This is a genomic window from Pontibacter ummariensis (assembly GCF_900188175.1).
In the GTDB taxonomy this organism is placed as follows: Bacteria; Bacteroidota; Bacteroidia; order Cytophagales; family Hymenobacteraceae; genus Pontibacter; species Pontibacter ummariensis.
In genome coordinates this window covers 177,889-194,092 of record NZ_FZOQ01000012.1, presented here as the reverse complement: position 1 = coordinate 194,092, position 16,204 = coordinate 177,889, and the positions used below count along the sequence as shown (strand labels likewise).

General features: G+C 51.9%; 16 protein-coding genes. 8 read left to right on the top strand and 8 right to left on the bottom strand.

Annotated elements, in window-relative coordinates; all coding sequences use genetic code 11:
* Nucleotides 1-206: 206 nt before the first annotated feature.
* Together CHB92_RS14250 and CHB92_RS14245 are read right to left on the bottom strand one after the other, a co-directional pair.
* A complete protein-coding gene (locus tag CHB92_RS14250; RefSeq protein ID WP_089319884.1) occupies nt 207-1,298 on the bottom strand; it encodes a BT_3928 family protein in 1,092 nt (363 codons plus the stop codon).
* Nucleotides 1,299-1,395: 97 nt separating this feature from the next.
* Nucleotides 1,396-1,944 carry a DUF1599 domain-containing protein gene (locus CHB92_RS14245; protein ID WP_089319902.1) on the bottom strand — a complete coding sequence of 183 codons (549 nt, stop codon included), beginning with the start codon at nt 1,942-1,944 and terminating at the stop codon, nt 1,396-1,398.
* A gap of 44 nt (nt 1,945-1,988) precedes the next feature.
* Between CHB92_RS14245 and folP the strand changes: the two genes are divergently transcribed.
* Both folP and cdaA read left to right on the top strand, forming a co-directional pair.
* Entirely contained in the window at nt 1,989-2,846 is an 858-nt protein-coding gene (folP, locus tag CHB92_RS14240) for a dihydropteroate synthase (RefSeq protein ID WP_089319883.1), read from the top strand.
* Entirely contained in the window at nt 2,843-3,691 is an 849-nt protein-coding gene (gene cdaA / locus CHB92_RS14235) for a diadenylate cyclase CdaA (RefSeq protein WP_089319882.1), read from the top strand. Before folP ends, cdaA begins: the two co-directional genes overlap by 4 nt.
* Before the next feature lie 322 nt (nt 3,692-4,013).
* On the opposite strand, the gene CHB92_RS14230 is transcribed toward cdaA, so the two are convergent.
* The 4 genes from CHB92_RS14230 to CHB92_RS14215 form a co-directional block, all read right to left on the bottom strand.
* Entirely contained in the window at nt 4,014-4,196 is a 183-nt protein-coding gene (locus CHB92_RS14230; protein ID WP_089319881.1) for a PLDc N-terminal domain-containing protein, read from the bottom strand.
* Between the two features lie 15 nt (nt 4,197-4,211).
* Nucleotides 4,212-4,499, bottom strand: a complete 288-nt coding sequence (locus CHB92_RS14225) for a hypothetical protein (protein WP_089319880.1) — start codon at nt 4,497-4,499, stop codon at nt 4,212-4,214.
* Between the two features lie 98 nt (nt 4,500-4,597).
* A complete protein-coding gene (gene kbl / locus CHB92_RS14220; protein ID WP_089319879.1) occupies nt 4,598-5,788 on the bottom strand; it encodes a glycine C-acetyltransferase in 1,191 nt (396 codons plus the stop codon).
* A gap of 52 nt (nt 5,789-5,840) precedes the next feature.
* Nucleotides 5,841-7,055: a hypothetical protein gene (locus CHB92_RS14215; protein ID WP_089319878.1), complete on the bottom strand. Its 1,215-nt coding sequence runs from the start codon at nt 7,053-7,055 to the stop codon at nt 5,841-5,843.
* Between the two features lie 391 nt (nt 7,056-7,446).
* Between CHB92_RS14215 and CHB92_RS14210 the strand changes: the two genes are divergently transcribed.
* From CHB92_RS14210 to CHB92_RS14195, 4 genes are all read left to right on the top strand, one after another.
* Nucleotides 7,447-8,427, top strand: coding sequence for an NAD-dependent epimerase/dehydratase family protein (locus tag CHB92_RS14210; RefSeq protein WP_089319877.1), 981 nt, complete (start codon nt 7,447-7,449; stop codon nt 8,425-8,427).
* A gap of 131 nt (nt 8,428-8,558) precedes the next feature.
* Complete coding sequence (locus CHB92_RS14205) at nt 8,559-9,284, top strand: DUF3891 family protein (RefSeq protein ID WP_089319876.1); 726 nt, start codon at nt 8,559-8,561, stop codon at nt 9,282-9,284.
* Between the two features lie 99 nt (nt 9,285-9,383).
* On the top strand, nt 9,384-9,701 hold the full coding sequence (locus CHB92_RS14200; RefSeq protein ID WP_089319875.1) for a thioredoxin family protein: 318 nt from the start codon (nt 9,384-9,386) through the stop codon (nt 9,699-9,701).
* Nucleotides 9,702-9,797: 96 nt separating this feature from the next.
* Complete coding sequence (locus tag CHB92_RS14195; protein ID WP_245842587.1) at nt 9,798-11,252, top strand: DUF4403 family protein; 1,455 nt, start codon at nt 9,798-9,800, stop codon at nt 11,250-11,252.
* Nucleotides 11,253-11,431: 179 nt separating this feature from the next.
* Here CHB92_RS14195 and CHB92_RS14190 read toward each other — a convergent pair whose 3' ends face one another.
* Nucleotides 11,432-12,175, bottom strand: a complete 744-nt coding sequence (locus CHB92_RS14190; RefSeq protein WP_089319873.1) for a DUF6503 family protein — start codon at nt 12,173-12,175, stop codon at nt 11,432-11,434.
* 157 nt (nt 12,176-12,332) lie between these two features.
* Here CHB92_RS14190 and CHB92_RS14185 point away from each other — a divergent pair, with 157 nt between their 5' ends.
* Nucleotides 12,333-13,298 (top strand): YihY/virulence factor BrkB family protein, encoded by a 966-nt coding sequence (locus CHB92_RS14185; RefSeq protein ID WP_089319872.1) that lies wholly within the window; start codon nt 12,333-12,335, stop codon nt 13,296-13,298.
* 105 nt (nt 13,299-13,403) lie between these two features.
* Here the strand turns inward: CHB92_RS14185 and rlmN are convergent, their stop codons facing one another.
* Nucleotides 13,404-14,477 carry a 23S rRNA (adenine(2503)-C(2))-methyltransferase RlmN gene (gene rlmN, locus CHB92_RS14180; RefSeq protein WP_089319871.1) on the bottom strand — a complete coding sequence of 358 codons (1,074 nt, stop codon included), beginning with the start codon at nt 14,475-14,477 and terminating at the stop codon, nt 13,404-13,406.
* A gap of 366 nt (nt 14,478-14,843) precedes the next feature.
* On the opposite strand from rlmN, the gene CHB92_RS14175 reads away from it, so the two are divergent.
* Nucleotides 14,844-16,064 (top strand): hypothetical protein, encoded by a 1,221-nt coding sequence (locus CHB92_RS14175; protein WP_089319870.1) that lies wholly within the window; start codon nt 14,844-14,846, stop codon nt 16,062-16,064.
* Nucleotides 16,065-16,204 lie beyond the last annotated feature (140 nt).

The following is a 16,204-nucleotide window of genomic DNA, read 5'->3' as shown; positions in this document are numbered from 1 at the left end:
TCACTAAGTGCTACCCCAAACTCTGATGATGCCCACATAACCCGCTTGTTTCTTCCAAAACAATGCCCCCTCAAAATCATTCTAATTTTTCCCTACAAGATGAGCCTCGAAGGGGTAGGGGTGGATCTAACAGCACCAGAGAAAGGGCTTGTTTTGTACTACAGGGCCTCTTTAGCTGATTTCCTGGGCTTACACTTAGGCCCAGCTTACAGCAAACCCTGCACCTCTGCTATGTCCGGGGTATCGTTGTGGTGCCATTTACCTTTTACAGTGCCGTCCTGCAGCAATACGATACCGGGGTTAGCACGCATAATGGTTTTAAGGACCGTACCATCGATGAAGAAGTAGGGAGCGGCCAGGTTCACCTCGTGGCGGAACACCTCGAAGTCCTGCCCGCTGCTGCTGGTTACCACCATCGGGGTAATGCCCTGCTGTTCTGCAGCCAACACCAGCTCATTGATTTTGTCAAAGTCCTCCCGGTCCGCTTTTGCCACGCTCTGCACCAGGATGATCAGCTTGTTGCCGGTCAGCACTTCCTGGGTAAAGTCCCCCTGATCATTCCACACGTTGAAGTCTGTGATCTTCGGGCCATCCTCCGGGTTAATCGCCACCATTTCTTTAAAGGTGTAGGCCTCATCGGTCGGATACTCCTCAAACTCCTGCTCTTCCCCGTCCTTCAGCATGATATATTTATAGCGCAGCGGGGCCGAAGGCTCCATGAGCACCGGGATGTTGTTCCCCACCTTGTAAGCCCGGAAGTCGATGTAAGGCAGGTGCTCGTAAGCGTACCAGCCAATGCCTACAGAAAGCAGGGCTGTCAGGGCTGTAATGCTTGCCCCGGTAGCAGGTCTCAGGAAAGGAGGCAGGTAGCGCTGTGTGAACAGCAGAATCACGATCATCACCAGCAGCACCAGGTCCTTGGTGAAGGACTCCCACGGGGTAAGCTTGATGGCATCGCCAAAACAGCCGCAGTCCGTTACCTTGTTGTAGTAAGCCGAGTAGAAGGTCAGGAAGGTGAAGAACACGATCATGAGCAGCAAGGCCACCAACACGCTTTTCAGCTTCCAACGCACCAGTAGGGCCACGCCCAGCACAATCTCCAGGGCACTCAGGAAAATAGACAAAAACAGGGCGTAAGGCTCAAAGGCCTTGAACACCGGCGAGATGTCCGTAGAGAACACCTCAAAGTACTCTTCCAGCTTAATGGCGGTGCCTACCGGGTCGTTTATCTTGATCAGGCCCGAAAAGATGAACAGCACGCCAACAAACAGCCAGCAGAACTTGCTTAAGAACTTCATGCTTTTTCTAAGGATTTAGAAGGTTATGATTGGTAGAAGTAGCTAGGTACATTACTTACGCTCACAGGAGCCAGGTATGCTGGAAGGCTTATACGACTTACTCCTGCGCGAAACCGGACTTGATCAGCGCAAACACGGCATAGTTGATCATATCGCGGTAGTTAGCCTCCACCCCTTCGGAGATCAGCGTCTGCCCTTCGTTGTCCTCGATCTGCTTTGTGCGGTAAAGCTTCATCAGAATAATATCCGTGATGGAGCTCACGCGCATGTCGCGCCATGCCTCGCCATAGTCATGGTTCTTGGCGTTCAGCAGCTTCACGTTCTCCTCGATGTGGTGCGCGTACTGGCGCTCTACTTCCTCTGCAGGCAAGGTCATGTCGGCATCGGCAGGTAGGTGCAATTGCATCAGCGCGATCACACAGTAATTGATAATGCCCACAAACTCCCCGTTGATATCGTCCTCCACCAGCTGCTTGCCCTTCTCCTGAATAGAGCGGATGCGTTGCGCCTTGATAAAGATCTGATCGGTGATAGACGGCAGTCGTAGCACGCGCCAGGCAGTGCCGTAGTCCTTCGTCTTTTTCACGAAGGTCTCTTTGCAGCGCTGTACTACCCGATTATATTCTTGGAGTGTTTGACTAATCAACTTTTTAGGTTTAATTTTAAAAATAATTGACTCGAATGCCAACATTGGAAGCGAAAGATACGCTTTTTAAGAAAAAATCCACAGTGAATTGCCGCGGAAAGCTCCTCTCGCTGGACACCCCGCTGGTCATGGGCATTCTAAACGTCACCCCCGATTCTTTCTACCCCGGCAGCCGCCTGAACAACCTGAGCGAAGTACTACAACGCACAGAACAAATGCTTTCAGACGGTGCTGACATCCTGGACGTTGGCGGCTACTCCAGCAGGCCCGGGGCTGTGGATATCGCAGAGCAGGAAGAGCTCGACCGTGTGGTGCCAGCCATCGAGGCTATTGTACAGCGCTTTCCCGATGCCGTCATCTCAGTGGATACTTTCAGAGCTAGCGTAGCGGAAGCTGCCATCGCCGCAGGGGCCGCTATCATCAACGATATTTCAGGAGGCAAACTGGATGAGGCTATGTTCGAAACAGTGGCCAAACGGCAGGTCCCCTACATTCTGATGCACATGCGGGGCACGCCGCAGACGATGGCGTCTTTAGCCCAGTACGAGGACCTGGTGGTGGAGGTAGTGGACGAGCTGCAGGCACAAGTGGCCAAGCTAAAGCGGTTAGGAGTAAAGGATATTATCCTGGATCCGGGCTTCGGGTTTGCCAAAACCGCTGCCCATAACTTTGAATTGCTCAACCGTTTGGAGGAATTGCGTATCTTAGAGCTACCCGTTCTGGCAGGGATGTCGCGTAAGTCCATGGTCTATAAGTCGCTGGGCGTAGATCAAACCGATGCTTTAACCGGTACAATAGGAGTGAACATGATTGCGTTGATGAAGGGAGCCGACATTTTGCGGGTGCACGACGTAAAAGAAACAAAGCAAACCATACAACTATACAAGAAAACAACACTTTGATTTTTTTATTCAGCATAGGTTTTTTAGAGGTTGGCTTCAACGACATCATCGATGTCCTGCTTGTAACGGTGCTGCTGTACCAGCTGTACAAGCTCCTGTCGGGCAGTGTAGCCCTAAAAATCTTCCTGGGCCTGCTCTCTATTTACCTGCTGTACCTGGTGGTGCGTGCCGCGGGCATGGAGCTCCTCAGCATTATCCTGGGGCAGTTTATGGGCGTGGGTGTGCTGGCGGCCATTATTCTCTTTCAGCCCGAGATCCGGCGTTTCCTGTTGCTCATCGGAAAGACCACCGCCCTGAACAACGACCGCTTTTTCCGGGGCTTCCCCTGGCGAAGAGAGCAGACGGAGAAGATGAGCCTCACCCCTTTTATCGAAGCCTCCAAGGCACTGGCCGGTAAAAACACAGGAGCCTTGATCGTGTTTGCCAAAAGTTCAGAACTAAAATACTACGCGGAGTCCGGCGATCTGATCGATGCGGTTATTTCCAAGCGCCTGCTCATGTCGATCTTCAACAAAAACAGCCCGCTGCACGATGGGGCTGTCATCATTTCAGGTAATCGCATCAAGGCAGCACGCTGCATTCTCCCCGTATCAGAAAACCAGGAGATACCCGCTTCCATGGGTCTGCGTCACCGCGCAGCCATTGGCCTGACGGAGATCACGGACAGCGTGGTATTGGTTGTGTCGGAAGAGACCGGCCAAATCGCCCTTGTGCGTAATGGGGAGGCCTATCGAAACCTATCATCGGCTGACCTGCGTGTAAAGCTTAACCAGTTCCTGTTCGATACAGATCAGGGAGCTGCCACCTCCCCGGCTTCCTCTGAGAAGTCTGTGAGTGCTGCTTAGAAAGGGTAGGCTGTCAGTACTTACGACCTACCCCTTGTACCTTATTACCCATCAAAGCTTTGTCCTAATTTTCCCGATGTAACTCTCTCCGCTGGTTTTCGGCTCGCCTATTGGTCCTTGGTTTTTCCTTTACGAGATTAACCACCCCGCCTGCGGCACCCCTCCTTGAAAAAAGGAGGGGAGTGCAAAAGAACCGGGCCGATTTTGTTTGTCCCCCTTCCCCACTCGTTGAATGATCAAACGATAAAGCCTTCTTTTTGCACTTGGCATAAGTGTCTATTCCGAACCTGAAACGATCGAGCCTCTACGCCTGCCTCCGCTTCTAGGAAACCCAATAGCCTACAATACCCAATACTGGCACAAGCCACAGGACCACCATCCATACCAAGCGCTGCACTAGCGTATAGCGTGTTCTGAGAATCAGGTGCACCAACGACACCACCACCAAAGTATAGTTCAGGGCGACTAACAGGAAAATGATAGCCTGAAAGGAGTTAAAGCTCATTCTTGTTAATGGCTCTTAAAAGAGCGTTTCACTTAAAAACCACACCAGGTACAGCAAGGCTGGCGCACAAAGGAGTAGAATAGTACCGATGTGTATGCGGGCCCACTCGGGGCTAAACAACATGCTGATATAAGCCTCTGCTGATAATAAAATAGAAAAGTAAAAGGTAATCTGAAGCAAGGTGTAGAGGATGTTGGTTTCCCCGCGGAAATCTGCCGTAGCATAAGCCAAAAATGAAACAACCAACCACGACATCACAGTGCCTAACAGCATTTGGCCGGGCTTTATCCTGATGTTGTTCATAATACTCTCCCTTTCATTTAGTACAAGATGCAAAAAAGAAAAGCCACTCCCATAACAAGAGTAGCTTTTCTGTGCCTTATGAAGCTTCTTAGTTTAAATTATTTTATTACGCCCAGTTCTTTCCCTACCTCCGTAAAGGCGGCAATGGCTTTGTCGAGGTGCTCCCGGTCGTGCACGGCAGAGAGCTGCACACGGATGCGCGCCTGGCCTTTTGGCACTACCGGGTAGTAGAAGCCGATCACATAAATGCCTTTATCGAGCATGCGAGAGGCAAACTCCTGCGCCAGCGGGGCATCGTACAGCATCACGGGTACAATCGGGTGGTCACCCGGCTTAATGTCGAAACCGGCCGCGGTAATCTGCTCCCGGAAGTATTGGGTATTCCACTCCAGCTTATCGCGCAGCTCGGTGGTAGCGCTCAGCAAGTCCAGTACAGCGATGGAGGCACCAACAATTGCCGGGGCCAGGGAATTAGAGAACAGGTAAGGGCGCGAACGCTGGCGCAGCATGTCGATGATCTCCTTACGACCAGAGGTAAAGCCGCCCATGGCGCCACCCAACGCCTTGCCCAAAGTACCCGTGATAATGTCCACTTTGTCCATCACGTGGTGGTACTCGTGCGTGCCACGGCCTGTCTTGCCCATGAAACCTGTTGCGTGGGAGTCATCCACCATCAGCACGGCTTTATACTTCTCGGCCAGCTCGGCGATCTTACCCAGCTGCGCGACTGTACCGTCCATCGAGAAAGCGCCGTCTGTTACAATGATGCGGTGCTTTGCGTCCTGTGCCTCCTGCAGTTTGGCCTCCAGGTCGTCCATGTTGTTGTGCTCATAGCGGAAGCGCTGCGCTTTGCACAGGCGGATGCCATCGATGATAGAAGCATGGTTCAGAGCATCGGAGATAATAGCGGACTCTGCATCGAACAATGGCTCGAAGACTCCTCCATTAGCATCAAAGGCTGCAGCGTAGAGGATTGTGTCCTCGGTGCCCAGGAACTCGGATAGCTTACGCTCCAGTTCCTTATGAATGTCCTGCGTACCACAAATAAAACGCACGGAGCTCATACCATAGCCATGCGAGTCGATCGCCTTCTTTGCTGCCTCAATTACCTTCGGATGAGCAGAAAGGCCCAGGTAGTTGTTCGCACAAAAGTTAAGCACGTGTGCTAGCTGTGTGGTGTCTATGTTAGCACCCTGCGGTGTGGTGATAACACGCTCCTTTTTATATAAGCCCGCTTCCTGTATCTCAGCAAGCTGCTGCTCTAAGTCTGGTTTTAAAGTTTCGTACATAGTTTTTTGTTCTTATCTGTTACTCGTTGTTCTACATTAAAAAGGTGGCCTTTTAATCCTCTTTCGGGGGCCTTGGCCGCATAATGGGCCTAGGTCGCGGAGGCTTAGGCTTAGCAGCTTCCGTTTCTTCCGGCTCCGGAGCCTTGGGTTCCGTGGGCTTTGCCTCCTCGCTCGGAGGAGGCGCAGGCCTTTTCATGATAGGCCTTGGCCTGGGGGGCTTTGGTTGCTGCTCCGGTTCCGGCTCTGATGCGGCGGCATTTTCCGTAGCCGGCTTTTGCTCCTCAGCGCTTGGTTTTTGCAGGGCTACGGGACGTTTCATGATCGGTCGCGGACGGGGTGGCTTTGGGGCCTCCCCTTCTGGCGATGCCGTCACGTCACTTTCTGCTGCTTCGCCCGGCTCCTGCGGCGGTTTCTGTAAGGCAACAGGCCGCTTGATAACCGGGCGTGGGCGCTTTGGTTTTTCTTCTGCAACAGGTTCTGCGGCTGGTGTGGCACTCTCTGGGTTCGTTTCGGTCTCCTCCTCCTCTGTCGGCTTCTGTAAAGCAACAGGGCGTTTCATCACAGGTCGTGGCCGTGGGGGCCTAGCCGTAGCCTCTGCAGAACTTGCGGCTTCTTTCTCTTCCGGCTGTGGCTTGCCCGCTTCCTCCTCCGGTTTAGGCTTTTGCAGTGCGGCCGGCCGTTTGATCACAGGCCTTGGCCGTGCCGGTTTAGCGCCCTCTGCAGGGGCTGCACCTGGTGCACTCTCTCCTGTAGCCTGCTCTGTGGGTACTTCTCCCTCCGCTGGTTTCGGAATAACAGGTCTTTTGATAACTGGTCTTGGGCGGGCAGCGGGCTTGGCTTCTTCCGCTCCTCCTGCCTTTTCAGTTGTTTCCCCTTCCGCCGCAGGCTTCTGTAATGCGGCGGGCCTTCGGACAACCGGCTTGGGCTTCGGAGCGGCCTCTTTCGGCTCTGATGTTTCCTGTGGAACAGTATCTTGGGCAGCCTCAGCGGAGGCTGCAGGGGCACTGGCAGCGGGTCGGGCAGGTACAGCCCTTCGCGCGGCTGGTCTAGCCGGAGCAGCAGGGGCAGGGGTCTGCTGTGGCACGTTCTCCTCCGCCGAATGGTAACGCAGGCGCACCTTATTCAGCTGCATTTTAACAGACACATAGAAGCTGTTCGGGTGCATTTGGGCATACATCTCCTCCCACGCGCTAAAGCGCAGCGGGTCACCCGCCTCAAAGGCTGCTTTGTTTATCCGCTTCTTTGTCAGGTATTCTTCAAACGTCATATGTAAAGACCTTTCTCCGTCAAACGCGCTGCTTTGGTACAGGCTTTAGCCCTTGGTACGGCTATTCCCCCATAACTGTCATCATCCTATACAAAGGTAAGAAAAACAGCCTGCTCCTATAACGTAAAGTTACCGGCAGGTTAAGCAGATTATTTATTCGTTAAGCCTGCCCAAGCCTATTCCGCCCTTACCTGCCTCCCCGTACCTTTGTTGCCAAGGTGAATTATTGGTTAGATTAGTCAGACAAGGAGGCTTGCTCAGAACAAGCCTCTTTTCTTATGGCACCTCCCTGTTATGTCCCTCCATTGCCACAACTACTTCCTTTCTGGGTCGTTATTCTTTTAGGATTGCACCAAAATCAACTACTTTTGCGCCAAGAATTACAGAAACTATGGCAAATACAAGCGACACGGTGTTGGTGATTGGCGCCTGCGGTCAACTAGGTTCAGAACTCACCTTAGAACTTCGTAACATATACGGGGGAGCGAATGTGGTAGCAGCCGACATTGCTGCCCCTAAGCAGGCAGACCTGCGCGACTCCGGTCCTTTCGAGAAAATTGACGTGCTGGACCCCAAGGCGATGGGAGAGCTTGCCGCCCGGTATAAGTTTAAGCAGATCTATCATCTTGCTGCCGTGCTGTCGGCTACAGGGGAAAAGCAGCCTAAGTTTGCCTGGCGTCTGAACATGGACGGTCTTTTTAATGTGCTGGACCTGGCCTTGGAGCAAAAAGTAGAGCGCGTGTACTGGCCCAGCTCTATCGCCGTATTCGGCCCGAGTACGCCCCGTCAGCATACGCCCCAGCAAACTATTATGGACCCTAACACGGTGTATGGCATCAGCAAGCAGGCTGGTGAGCGCTGGTGCGAGTACTACTTTCAGAAATACGGGCTGGATGTCCGCAGCCTCCGTTACCCCGGCCTGATTGGCTACAAGGCCCTGCCGGGCGGTGGCACCACTGACTATGCCGTGGACATCTACCACAAGGCCCTGGAAGGCGAAACCTTTGAGTGCTTCCTGAACGAGGACACGTACCTGCCCATGATGTACATGGCAGACGCAATTAAAGCCACTATCGGCCTGATGCATGCGCCGGCAGAACAGGTAAAAGTGCGCGACTCCTACAACCTGAGCGCCATGAGTTTTTCGCCGAAAGAGATTGCCGCCTCTATCCGAAAGCACATCCCGGATTTTGAAATCATTTACAACCCAGACGTACGGCAGAAGATTGCTTCCTCCTGGCCGCAGAGCATCGACGACAGTGCCGCCCAGCAGGATTGGGGCTGGCAGCCCGCTTACGACCTGGATGCGATGACGGAGGACATGCTCCTGAACCTCCGTAAGATGAAGGAAGAACAGACCCTGACGCATTAGCCTGGGGAAATAAAAAAAGAGTGGGAACCGTGAAGCTTCACGGTTCCCACTCTTTTTTTATTTCCCCCTTTCCCTTTTGTCAACCTTCTCTTCTGGAAAGAGTTTATTTCTCTGTAAGCGCATCAGCAACCATGATTGTAAACGCGATATCACAGGGTTGGGAAGTTATTTACCAGCAGGCACACGGAATACTGGCCGCACAGCTGGCACGCCGCTTCAAACCTGAACTGCAGTGCCCGTACTGGCTTGAAACGATTGTCGCCATTGCCAACCACGATAACCGGCAGAAAGTGTGGCGGGGGAAGGATGGCCTGACGCCTGCAGGTGCCCCGGCTGACTTTAGCCTACTCCCTGTTACCCTGGAGCAGGCCCGGGAACTAATGCACGCCGTGCGTTTTCAGAGCCAGTGGGTTACCCTGCTCACCTCCATGCACATGAGCTTTCTGTATGAGGGAAGCCGCGGGGAAGACAAGGACACAGACGCTTTTCTGGATGAGCAGCTAACGCTACAAAGCACCATTTGCCAGCGTCTGACAGTCAGCGAAGAAGAGGCCGCAAGAGCCTACGCTGTGATGCAATGGTGCGACAGCCTCTCCCTGATCCTATGCCGCCAGGAGCTGCCTGCCGGCGAACGCGCTTTAGAGATTGCCCAAGGGCCCGATGGCCAGGCGTACTTCGTACGGCAGCTAAAGGACAAAACCGTCCATGTGGAACCCTGGCCTTTTGCAGAAGCGCAAGTACAGGTACAGGTCGAGTGTCGGATATTAGAGCAACTGCAGTTTCAGGACGACGAGGCACTGTCACAGGCCTTGCACCAGGCAGAGGTAAAGCGCAAGAGCTGGACCCTGTCCTCTTAGTCACTTTCCGGCTCCTTGCTAACATGTTGCGTGAAAGCCTCGTCTATAGAAGGGTATGTGAACGCAGCCGCAGTACCCACTGCCGCTTAAAGCCTAAGTATGTCGATAATAGAGTCTGACGACAATCATCTGAGGAAGTATATTTTTGAGAAAGAGAAGGTTATTGTGAAGTTTGTAGACGATGATTGCCCCGTGTGCAAGACGCTAGCCCCCTCTTTTAAAGAACTCGCCACCGAACCTCGCTTCCAGGATATTGCTTTTCTACGCATGCATGCCGCTGAAAACCCTGTCTCCCGGAAAGAGGTTAAACTAACAGGAACCCCCTTCTTCGCCACTTACAAAAAGGGACGGCTCCAGGAGTGCGGCGTGGTCGCCACAGAAGAAGGCGTCCGCCACATGCTGCTAAAACTGAAGTAGCTCATTCATAAAAATTTACGGAACGCCTCTTCCCCTATAGCTGTTGTAAAAAACCTGTGCTAACTTGCGCCGCTTTTTTATAAATCAGCATACATCGTGAAGAAAACGACCCTACAACTAATTGCCTGCCTGCTGTTTATGGTAGCAGCAGGCCTGATCCTGCAAGGCTGCTCCAGCACACAAAAGCTAAGCGCTACTGCCCCGGAGGCTTCCGCAAGTGGCACCCCGCAGTACAAGCCCCAACTCTCCTCTATTAGCGTACCTGTTTCGGTCTCTATTGCCGCCATGGAAGACAAGCTTAACCAAGAGTTGGCAGGCGTGCTGTACAAGGACGATAACCTGGAGGACGACAACGTAGCCGTAACCGTTGCGAAAAAAGGACGCATGACCATCCGGGCAGAAAAAGACAGGATCTTCTTTAACATTCCGCTGCAGATTTACGCCAAAGGCCGCTGGAAGTGGGATCCCTGCAAGTTCTGCCCAGCCGTAGACAAAACCGAAGACACCCGCTTCGACATGGTGATCAAGACAGAAAGCAAGGTGGGCCTGACAGAAGATTACCGCATCAGCACGGTAACAAGCGGCGACTTTGAGTGGGGCAATACCAAGCCCGTGCTGGAGCTCGGCCCGCTTAAAATAGGCTTGGCCCGCTTTGTGGAGCCAGCCCTGCGCAGCCAGATGACTAACCTCTCCAAGCAGCTGGACAAAGAACTGCAGAACCACCTGGACATGAGGAAGTACGTAGCCGAGGCCTGGCAAATGGTACAGGAACCTGTGAAGCTGGACGATGCCATGAACGCCTGGCTGACCATTGTACCCAAAGAGGTACGGGTGGCGCCCTTACAGGCTAAGAACGGCATGCTGAATACCCGCCTGGGCATTACCTCTTACATTACAGTGACTACCGACGGTAAGCCCCAGACACAGTTTAACAAGAACCTCCCTAAGCTGATCGTAGATAGCCGCATGTCTGATGACATACAGATCGGGCTTACGGCTAACATCCCTTATGCCCATGCCAGCCGTATGCTCCAGGAACAGGTAGCAAAGCAGACCTACACCTTTGAAGGGGGCAAGAGCCAGATCACGGTAAACGATGCTGCCATTACGCCAAGCGGTGACCAGCTGGTGCTGATGCTGGACGTGAATGGCAAGACCAAAGCAGGCTTATTTACGAAAAAGATCGTGGGTAAAGTATACCTGCGCGGCACGCCTTATTACGATCCTCAAACGGCCTCTATTAAGGTACGGGACGTAGACTACGACCTCGACACCAAAGATAAGCTGCTGAACACGGCCAGCTGGCTTGCCAAAAACAAGTTTAAGGACATGATTCAGGAGCAGGTAAACATACCGGTACAGGCCCAGCTGAACGAAGCAAAGAAGATGCTGCAAACCACCCTGGACAAGCAGGGACGTATCAACGAGTCGGTCCTGCTGCGCGGAAGCATCAAGGAAATCTCTCCGGATAACATTTACCTCTCCCCCAGTGGCATCAAGGCAGTGGTGAACGCAAAAGGTAATTTAACGGCCACCATCGATAAGTTATGATTTCTGGGCAGAAGGTGAAGGACTTTTGACAAAAGACTTTCTTTTACATGAAGAGCAAGGGCTGCCTGGTAAATCAGGCAGCCCTTGCTCTTTGAATTGCCTGGCAGGGACTCAGAAAATGAAGTTCCTACTAGCCCTTTCTTTTGCCGTTTGTCCAAGGGTCCTTTGTCTCAAGCTGGCTAGAACTTTTCCACAGGCACGGGGCTGTTGAACACAGCATCGGGCACACTCCTTGGGGCGGCTACATGTATCAGTTCGAAATCGCTCTGCGGATTGCTGCGGTCGTTCGCCAGCTTGATCCGGCCATAGTCCTGGTAGTTTGCCCAACGTCGGGTAAAGGTGGGCTCCTTGTCCTGGTAGTTTCGGAAAAAGGCCCATTGCGTCACCAGCCCCTTGTCTTTATCCACCCATATCCAGTACTTGTTCTGTGGGGTAAGCCCTACCTCCTCAAAGGTCATCTCCAGCACGTCAGCCGGGGCACCGTCCATTGTCTGCGCCTCGTTCAGGTACTTGAGGTTCACGCCCGGGTCCTGCAGCTTAAAAGGCATTACCAGCCAGTACGAGTTGTTTATCCACAGGGCATAGGCACGGTCCAGCAGCTTTCGCTTTTCCTCCTGGTCCTGCATCTCCTCCCCGGCTACATACACTTTGCCCTCCTTGCGCTCCGTGTCCAGTACCACCACCTGATCGCCCTGCTCCCAGCGGAAGCGGTTCTCGTGCTTGTCCCAGATCTGGTACTGGTCATTAAAGGTCCAGGCAAGGTAGCGGGTTTTCTCCCAATTCTTCTTTCCGCCCATGTTCTGCATGACTTTCTCGGCAATGGCCTGGGCCTCAGGATCAGTTGTTTGCGCTGTTGCTGATGATGAGAAAAACAGCAGCAGGCACAGCAGGATAACCTTTGCCGCATGGTTCTGTTGTAACATAAGCGTACGTTTTAGGTGATGCTCCGCTATACGGATTATCCTCGTATTAGGCTCAAGAACAACAACTTGACACACCGCTTCTGCATAGCGCGTTTTAACTTAACAGGAATGGCTGCCGTATCAAGAGCACCTGAATAACCAACCAAAAAGACCGCCTATGGCCGACTATACTGCTAGAAACACGTTTTCTTTGATCAAAACCTCTGCATCAGAGTTCATGGAAAATAACTCCCTGCTTTTGGCGGCTGCGCTGGCGTTTAACGCTATCTTCTCCATTCCTCCGCTTTTAGTGATCATCATCCGGGCAGCAGGGTTCTTTTTAGGAGAGAAGGCTATCTCCGGCGAGTTGTCGAACCAGATATCGAGTGCTATTGGGCCTAACGCTGCAAAAGAAATTGAGACGATCATACAGAACGCACACCAAAGCGAGTCCTCGGGTCTGGCTTTCTGGATAGGGCTTGGTACGCTGATCTTCGCCTCTACTACCTTTTTTGCTACCCTGCAGCAGTCGCTGAATACGGTCTGGAACCTCAAGCCAAAGCCCTCGAGCGGTATCCTGCAAATGGTAAAGGTGCGTCTTTTTTCTTTTGGCATTGTACTGAGCATAGCCCTGCTGATGCTCGTGTCGCTGCTACTCAGCACCGTGATCTCCATCTTAAGCGACTACCTCTCGAGCATCTTCCCAGACATAGGAGTTGTGGTTATTCAGTTAGTGGACATTCTGCTTTCCGTCGGTATTATCACGGCGCTTTTTGCGCTAATCTTTCATTACCTGCCCGATGCGATTATTCGTTGGCGGGACGTGTGGGTAGGGGCCTTGATCACCGCTGTACTGTTTACGATTGGCAAAGTGTTGATCGGCTGGTTTATTGGCACCAGCAGTCCGGGCTCCGCCTATGGGGCGGCAGGCTCCATGGTAGTCATCCTGGTATGGATATACTACACGTCGTTGATCGTGCTCTTTGGAGCAGAATTCACACAGCAGTACGCTAACGCTTTTGGCCAACGCGTGCACCCAAAGCCTTACGCTGTGTTTGTGGAGGAACGGGAGGTGGTAGAGGAGCGGGATGACATTGCCAGCGGCCGACCGCCGTCTGAGGGCCGGTACGAGCCAAAGCGTTAGCAAAGGTCCTGTCCTGATTTAACCCCAAGCACGAACGCCTTTAAAAGCAAAAGCCCCTACTACTTCCATAGCAGAGGCTTTCTGTATTTTTAGCAGTTTTTTAACTTAAGCTGTTGCTTTCTCTTTTACGGCCAACTGACCACAAGCAGCGTCTATGTCTTTCCCACGGCTGCGGCGCACATTTACCTGCACACCCCTATCGGCCAGGTAGTAGATGAAGTCCTGCCAGCGGTCCTCGTCTGTATTCTGGTAATCTGCCTTCTCGATGGGGTTATACTCGATGAGGTTGATCTTACACGGGATGATCTTCGAGAACTGAAGCAGTTCCTCTGCATCCTGCAGGGTATCGTTGAAGTTATTGAACACGATGTACTCGTACGTTACCTTGCGGCCTGTTACCTGGTGGTAGTACTTCAAAGCTTCGGTCAGTGCCTCCAATGAGTTGGTCTCGTTGATCGGCATGATCTGGTTGCGCTTCTCGTCATTAGCGGCGTGCAACGACAAGGCAAGGTTTGCCTTCACCCCGTCATCTGCCATTTTCTTGATCAGCTTCGCAATACCTGCTGTACTCACCGTGATGCGGCGAGCCGCCATACCAAGCCCGTCGTGGGCAGTAATGCGCTCAATGCTCTTCATCACGTTCACATAGTTCAGCAAAGGCTCGCCCATGCCCATGTACACGATGTTTGTCAGCGGCTGCCCATACTGCTTCAGGCTTTGCTCGTTGATGCGCACCACCTGGTCGTAGATCTCGGCAGCGTCCAGGTTTCGCACACGGTCCATGTAGCCGGTGGCGCAGAATTTACAGGTAAGCGAGCAACCTACCTGGCTCGACACGCAGGCCGTCTTGCGCTCATCGTGCGGAATCAATACGCCCTCTACCACATTGCTGTCGTACAGTTTAAAGGCAGACTTGATGGTGCCGTCTGAACTCAACTGCTGCGTGGCTACCTGCACCGCATTAATAGTAAAATGCTGCTCCAGCTTCTCACGCAAAGCCAGGCTCACATTGTTCATCTCTGCAAACGACTGCGCCGAATGTTTCCAAAGCCACTCATATACCTGTTTGGCACGGAAAGGCTTCTCCCCCTGCTCTACCAGCCACGCCTTCAGGTCGTCTAAAGACAACTTGCGGATGTCTTTCCTGTTAAGAATATTTATATCTGCAATCAAAGTCATTCTGTAAAATTACAGTTTGTTTCTGTATCTCTTTTGTTAAAGCCACCACTCACGTTTTCCCTTCCTGATCTGAAACACTTTGGAAGCCGTGGGAAACCATTGCTTCATGCAAGGCCTCCTTAGCAGCTGTGCTTACAAAGGTAAACATAATTTAAGGGCTTTGGTTCATGGCTGGCAGGCAATACAGCGGAAAGCCACTTTATCCGGTTAAGTGCCAGGTGGAATTGTAAAGATCAGTCAAAAAGCGTTGTCACATAAAAGGTTATACCTGCTCATCCGGTAAAATAAAGCCTGTAGTAGAAGCTCTTAGATATAGGAACATATTAATACAGTATCTACTTTTATAGTATTATAACTGTATATCTCATGCGTGTAAACAAACTTACTGCCCTGCTGCTTTCCCTTGCCTTTTTAGGATGTAACAAGGATAAAGACCCTACCCCTTCTCCTAAGGTAGAGGTGAAGGATATTACTTTTAATTTCAGGCTTGACCCCATGCCGGCTGCAACTGAGAAGTTCGAGCTGATCGTATCGCAGAAAGACGGGGAAGTGCTGCTGGACACGCTACTTGCGCCGAGAACAGCTCACGCGCTTTCGCTAAAATCAGCAGATGACAAGTTTAACATAACGACTATCTACTCAGACCCGGCTACAAACAAATACGCCCTGCGGACCTATATACAGGTAAACCCAGACAACTGGCACATCGATGAAAACATCAGCTATTCAGAGTGGGGAGAGACTGAACGCGCCACCATACACTATACCAACGCTCCTTACTGGGACGGAATACAGTTTACAGGTAAGCAGGGAGGTACATTTGGTGCCACCTACTCTGGAGGAAGTATAATACTGAAGTATCAGAGGCTGCTTCCAACCGATCTTACCTACCTGTTGCTGCCTGAGTCAGGTAAGTACATTTTTGCCGAGATAACCTCTCCGGAAACACATGTTGACTTTTCACATGCAAGCACAGCCGTTAAACGACGGTATACCAAGCCTGCCGGCGCAACTGACTTTATTTCCATCCTCTTTGGGTATACTAAAGCGGGCGATTACAGGAAGACCATGACCCTCACACTTTCAGGCCCCGGAAGCGATTACGACCTGCAGTTTCCGACCACAATGATCGAGGAGTTCGAGACGAGGCTGCTTTATACAGATGCTGAAGGCTACCGGCATACATATGTTCATAACGGTGCAACCGTGCCTACCGAGATGCCCTTTATAGCCAAGTCTGATTTTACCGTCACGAAATATGAGGCTAATGACTTCCAGATAAAGTTCGGCGAAAATAAGCCCAACAGCTATACCATGGTGTGGAATTCGGAAGACACGAACTTAGATGGAAAGTGGAACATTTACCTTTCCGCTGCAGAAACAGCTTTTAAGCCAAAAGACTTTTTAGAGAAGCTGAATGCTAAGTCTCTAAAGGGGAAAAGCCTTGCCGGGCTTTCGCTTAACAGTCTCACTTCTTACCAAGCCAAGGACTACACGCACCAATCTATGCAGGACTACTACAACACCCCGGAGCTTTACCTTAAAAAAGCCCTGAGGGAATACCGGACGATACAGAGGTACTATTAAAGGCAAAGGGTAGATAAAAGACTTGCTGTCAGCGGGACAACGTAAGGCATTGTTTATGTTATTACTTTAAAAGGGCGTCCTTATACTGTTACAGTTCGAAGAAGCCCTTTTAAATACCTCTGGAAGCACAGTTACAGAGC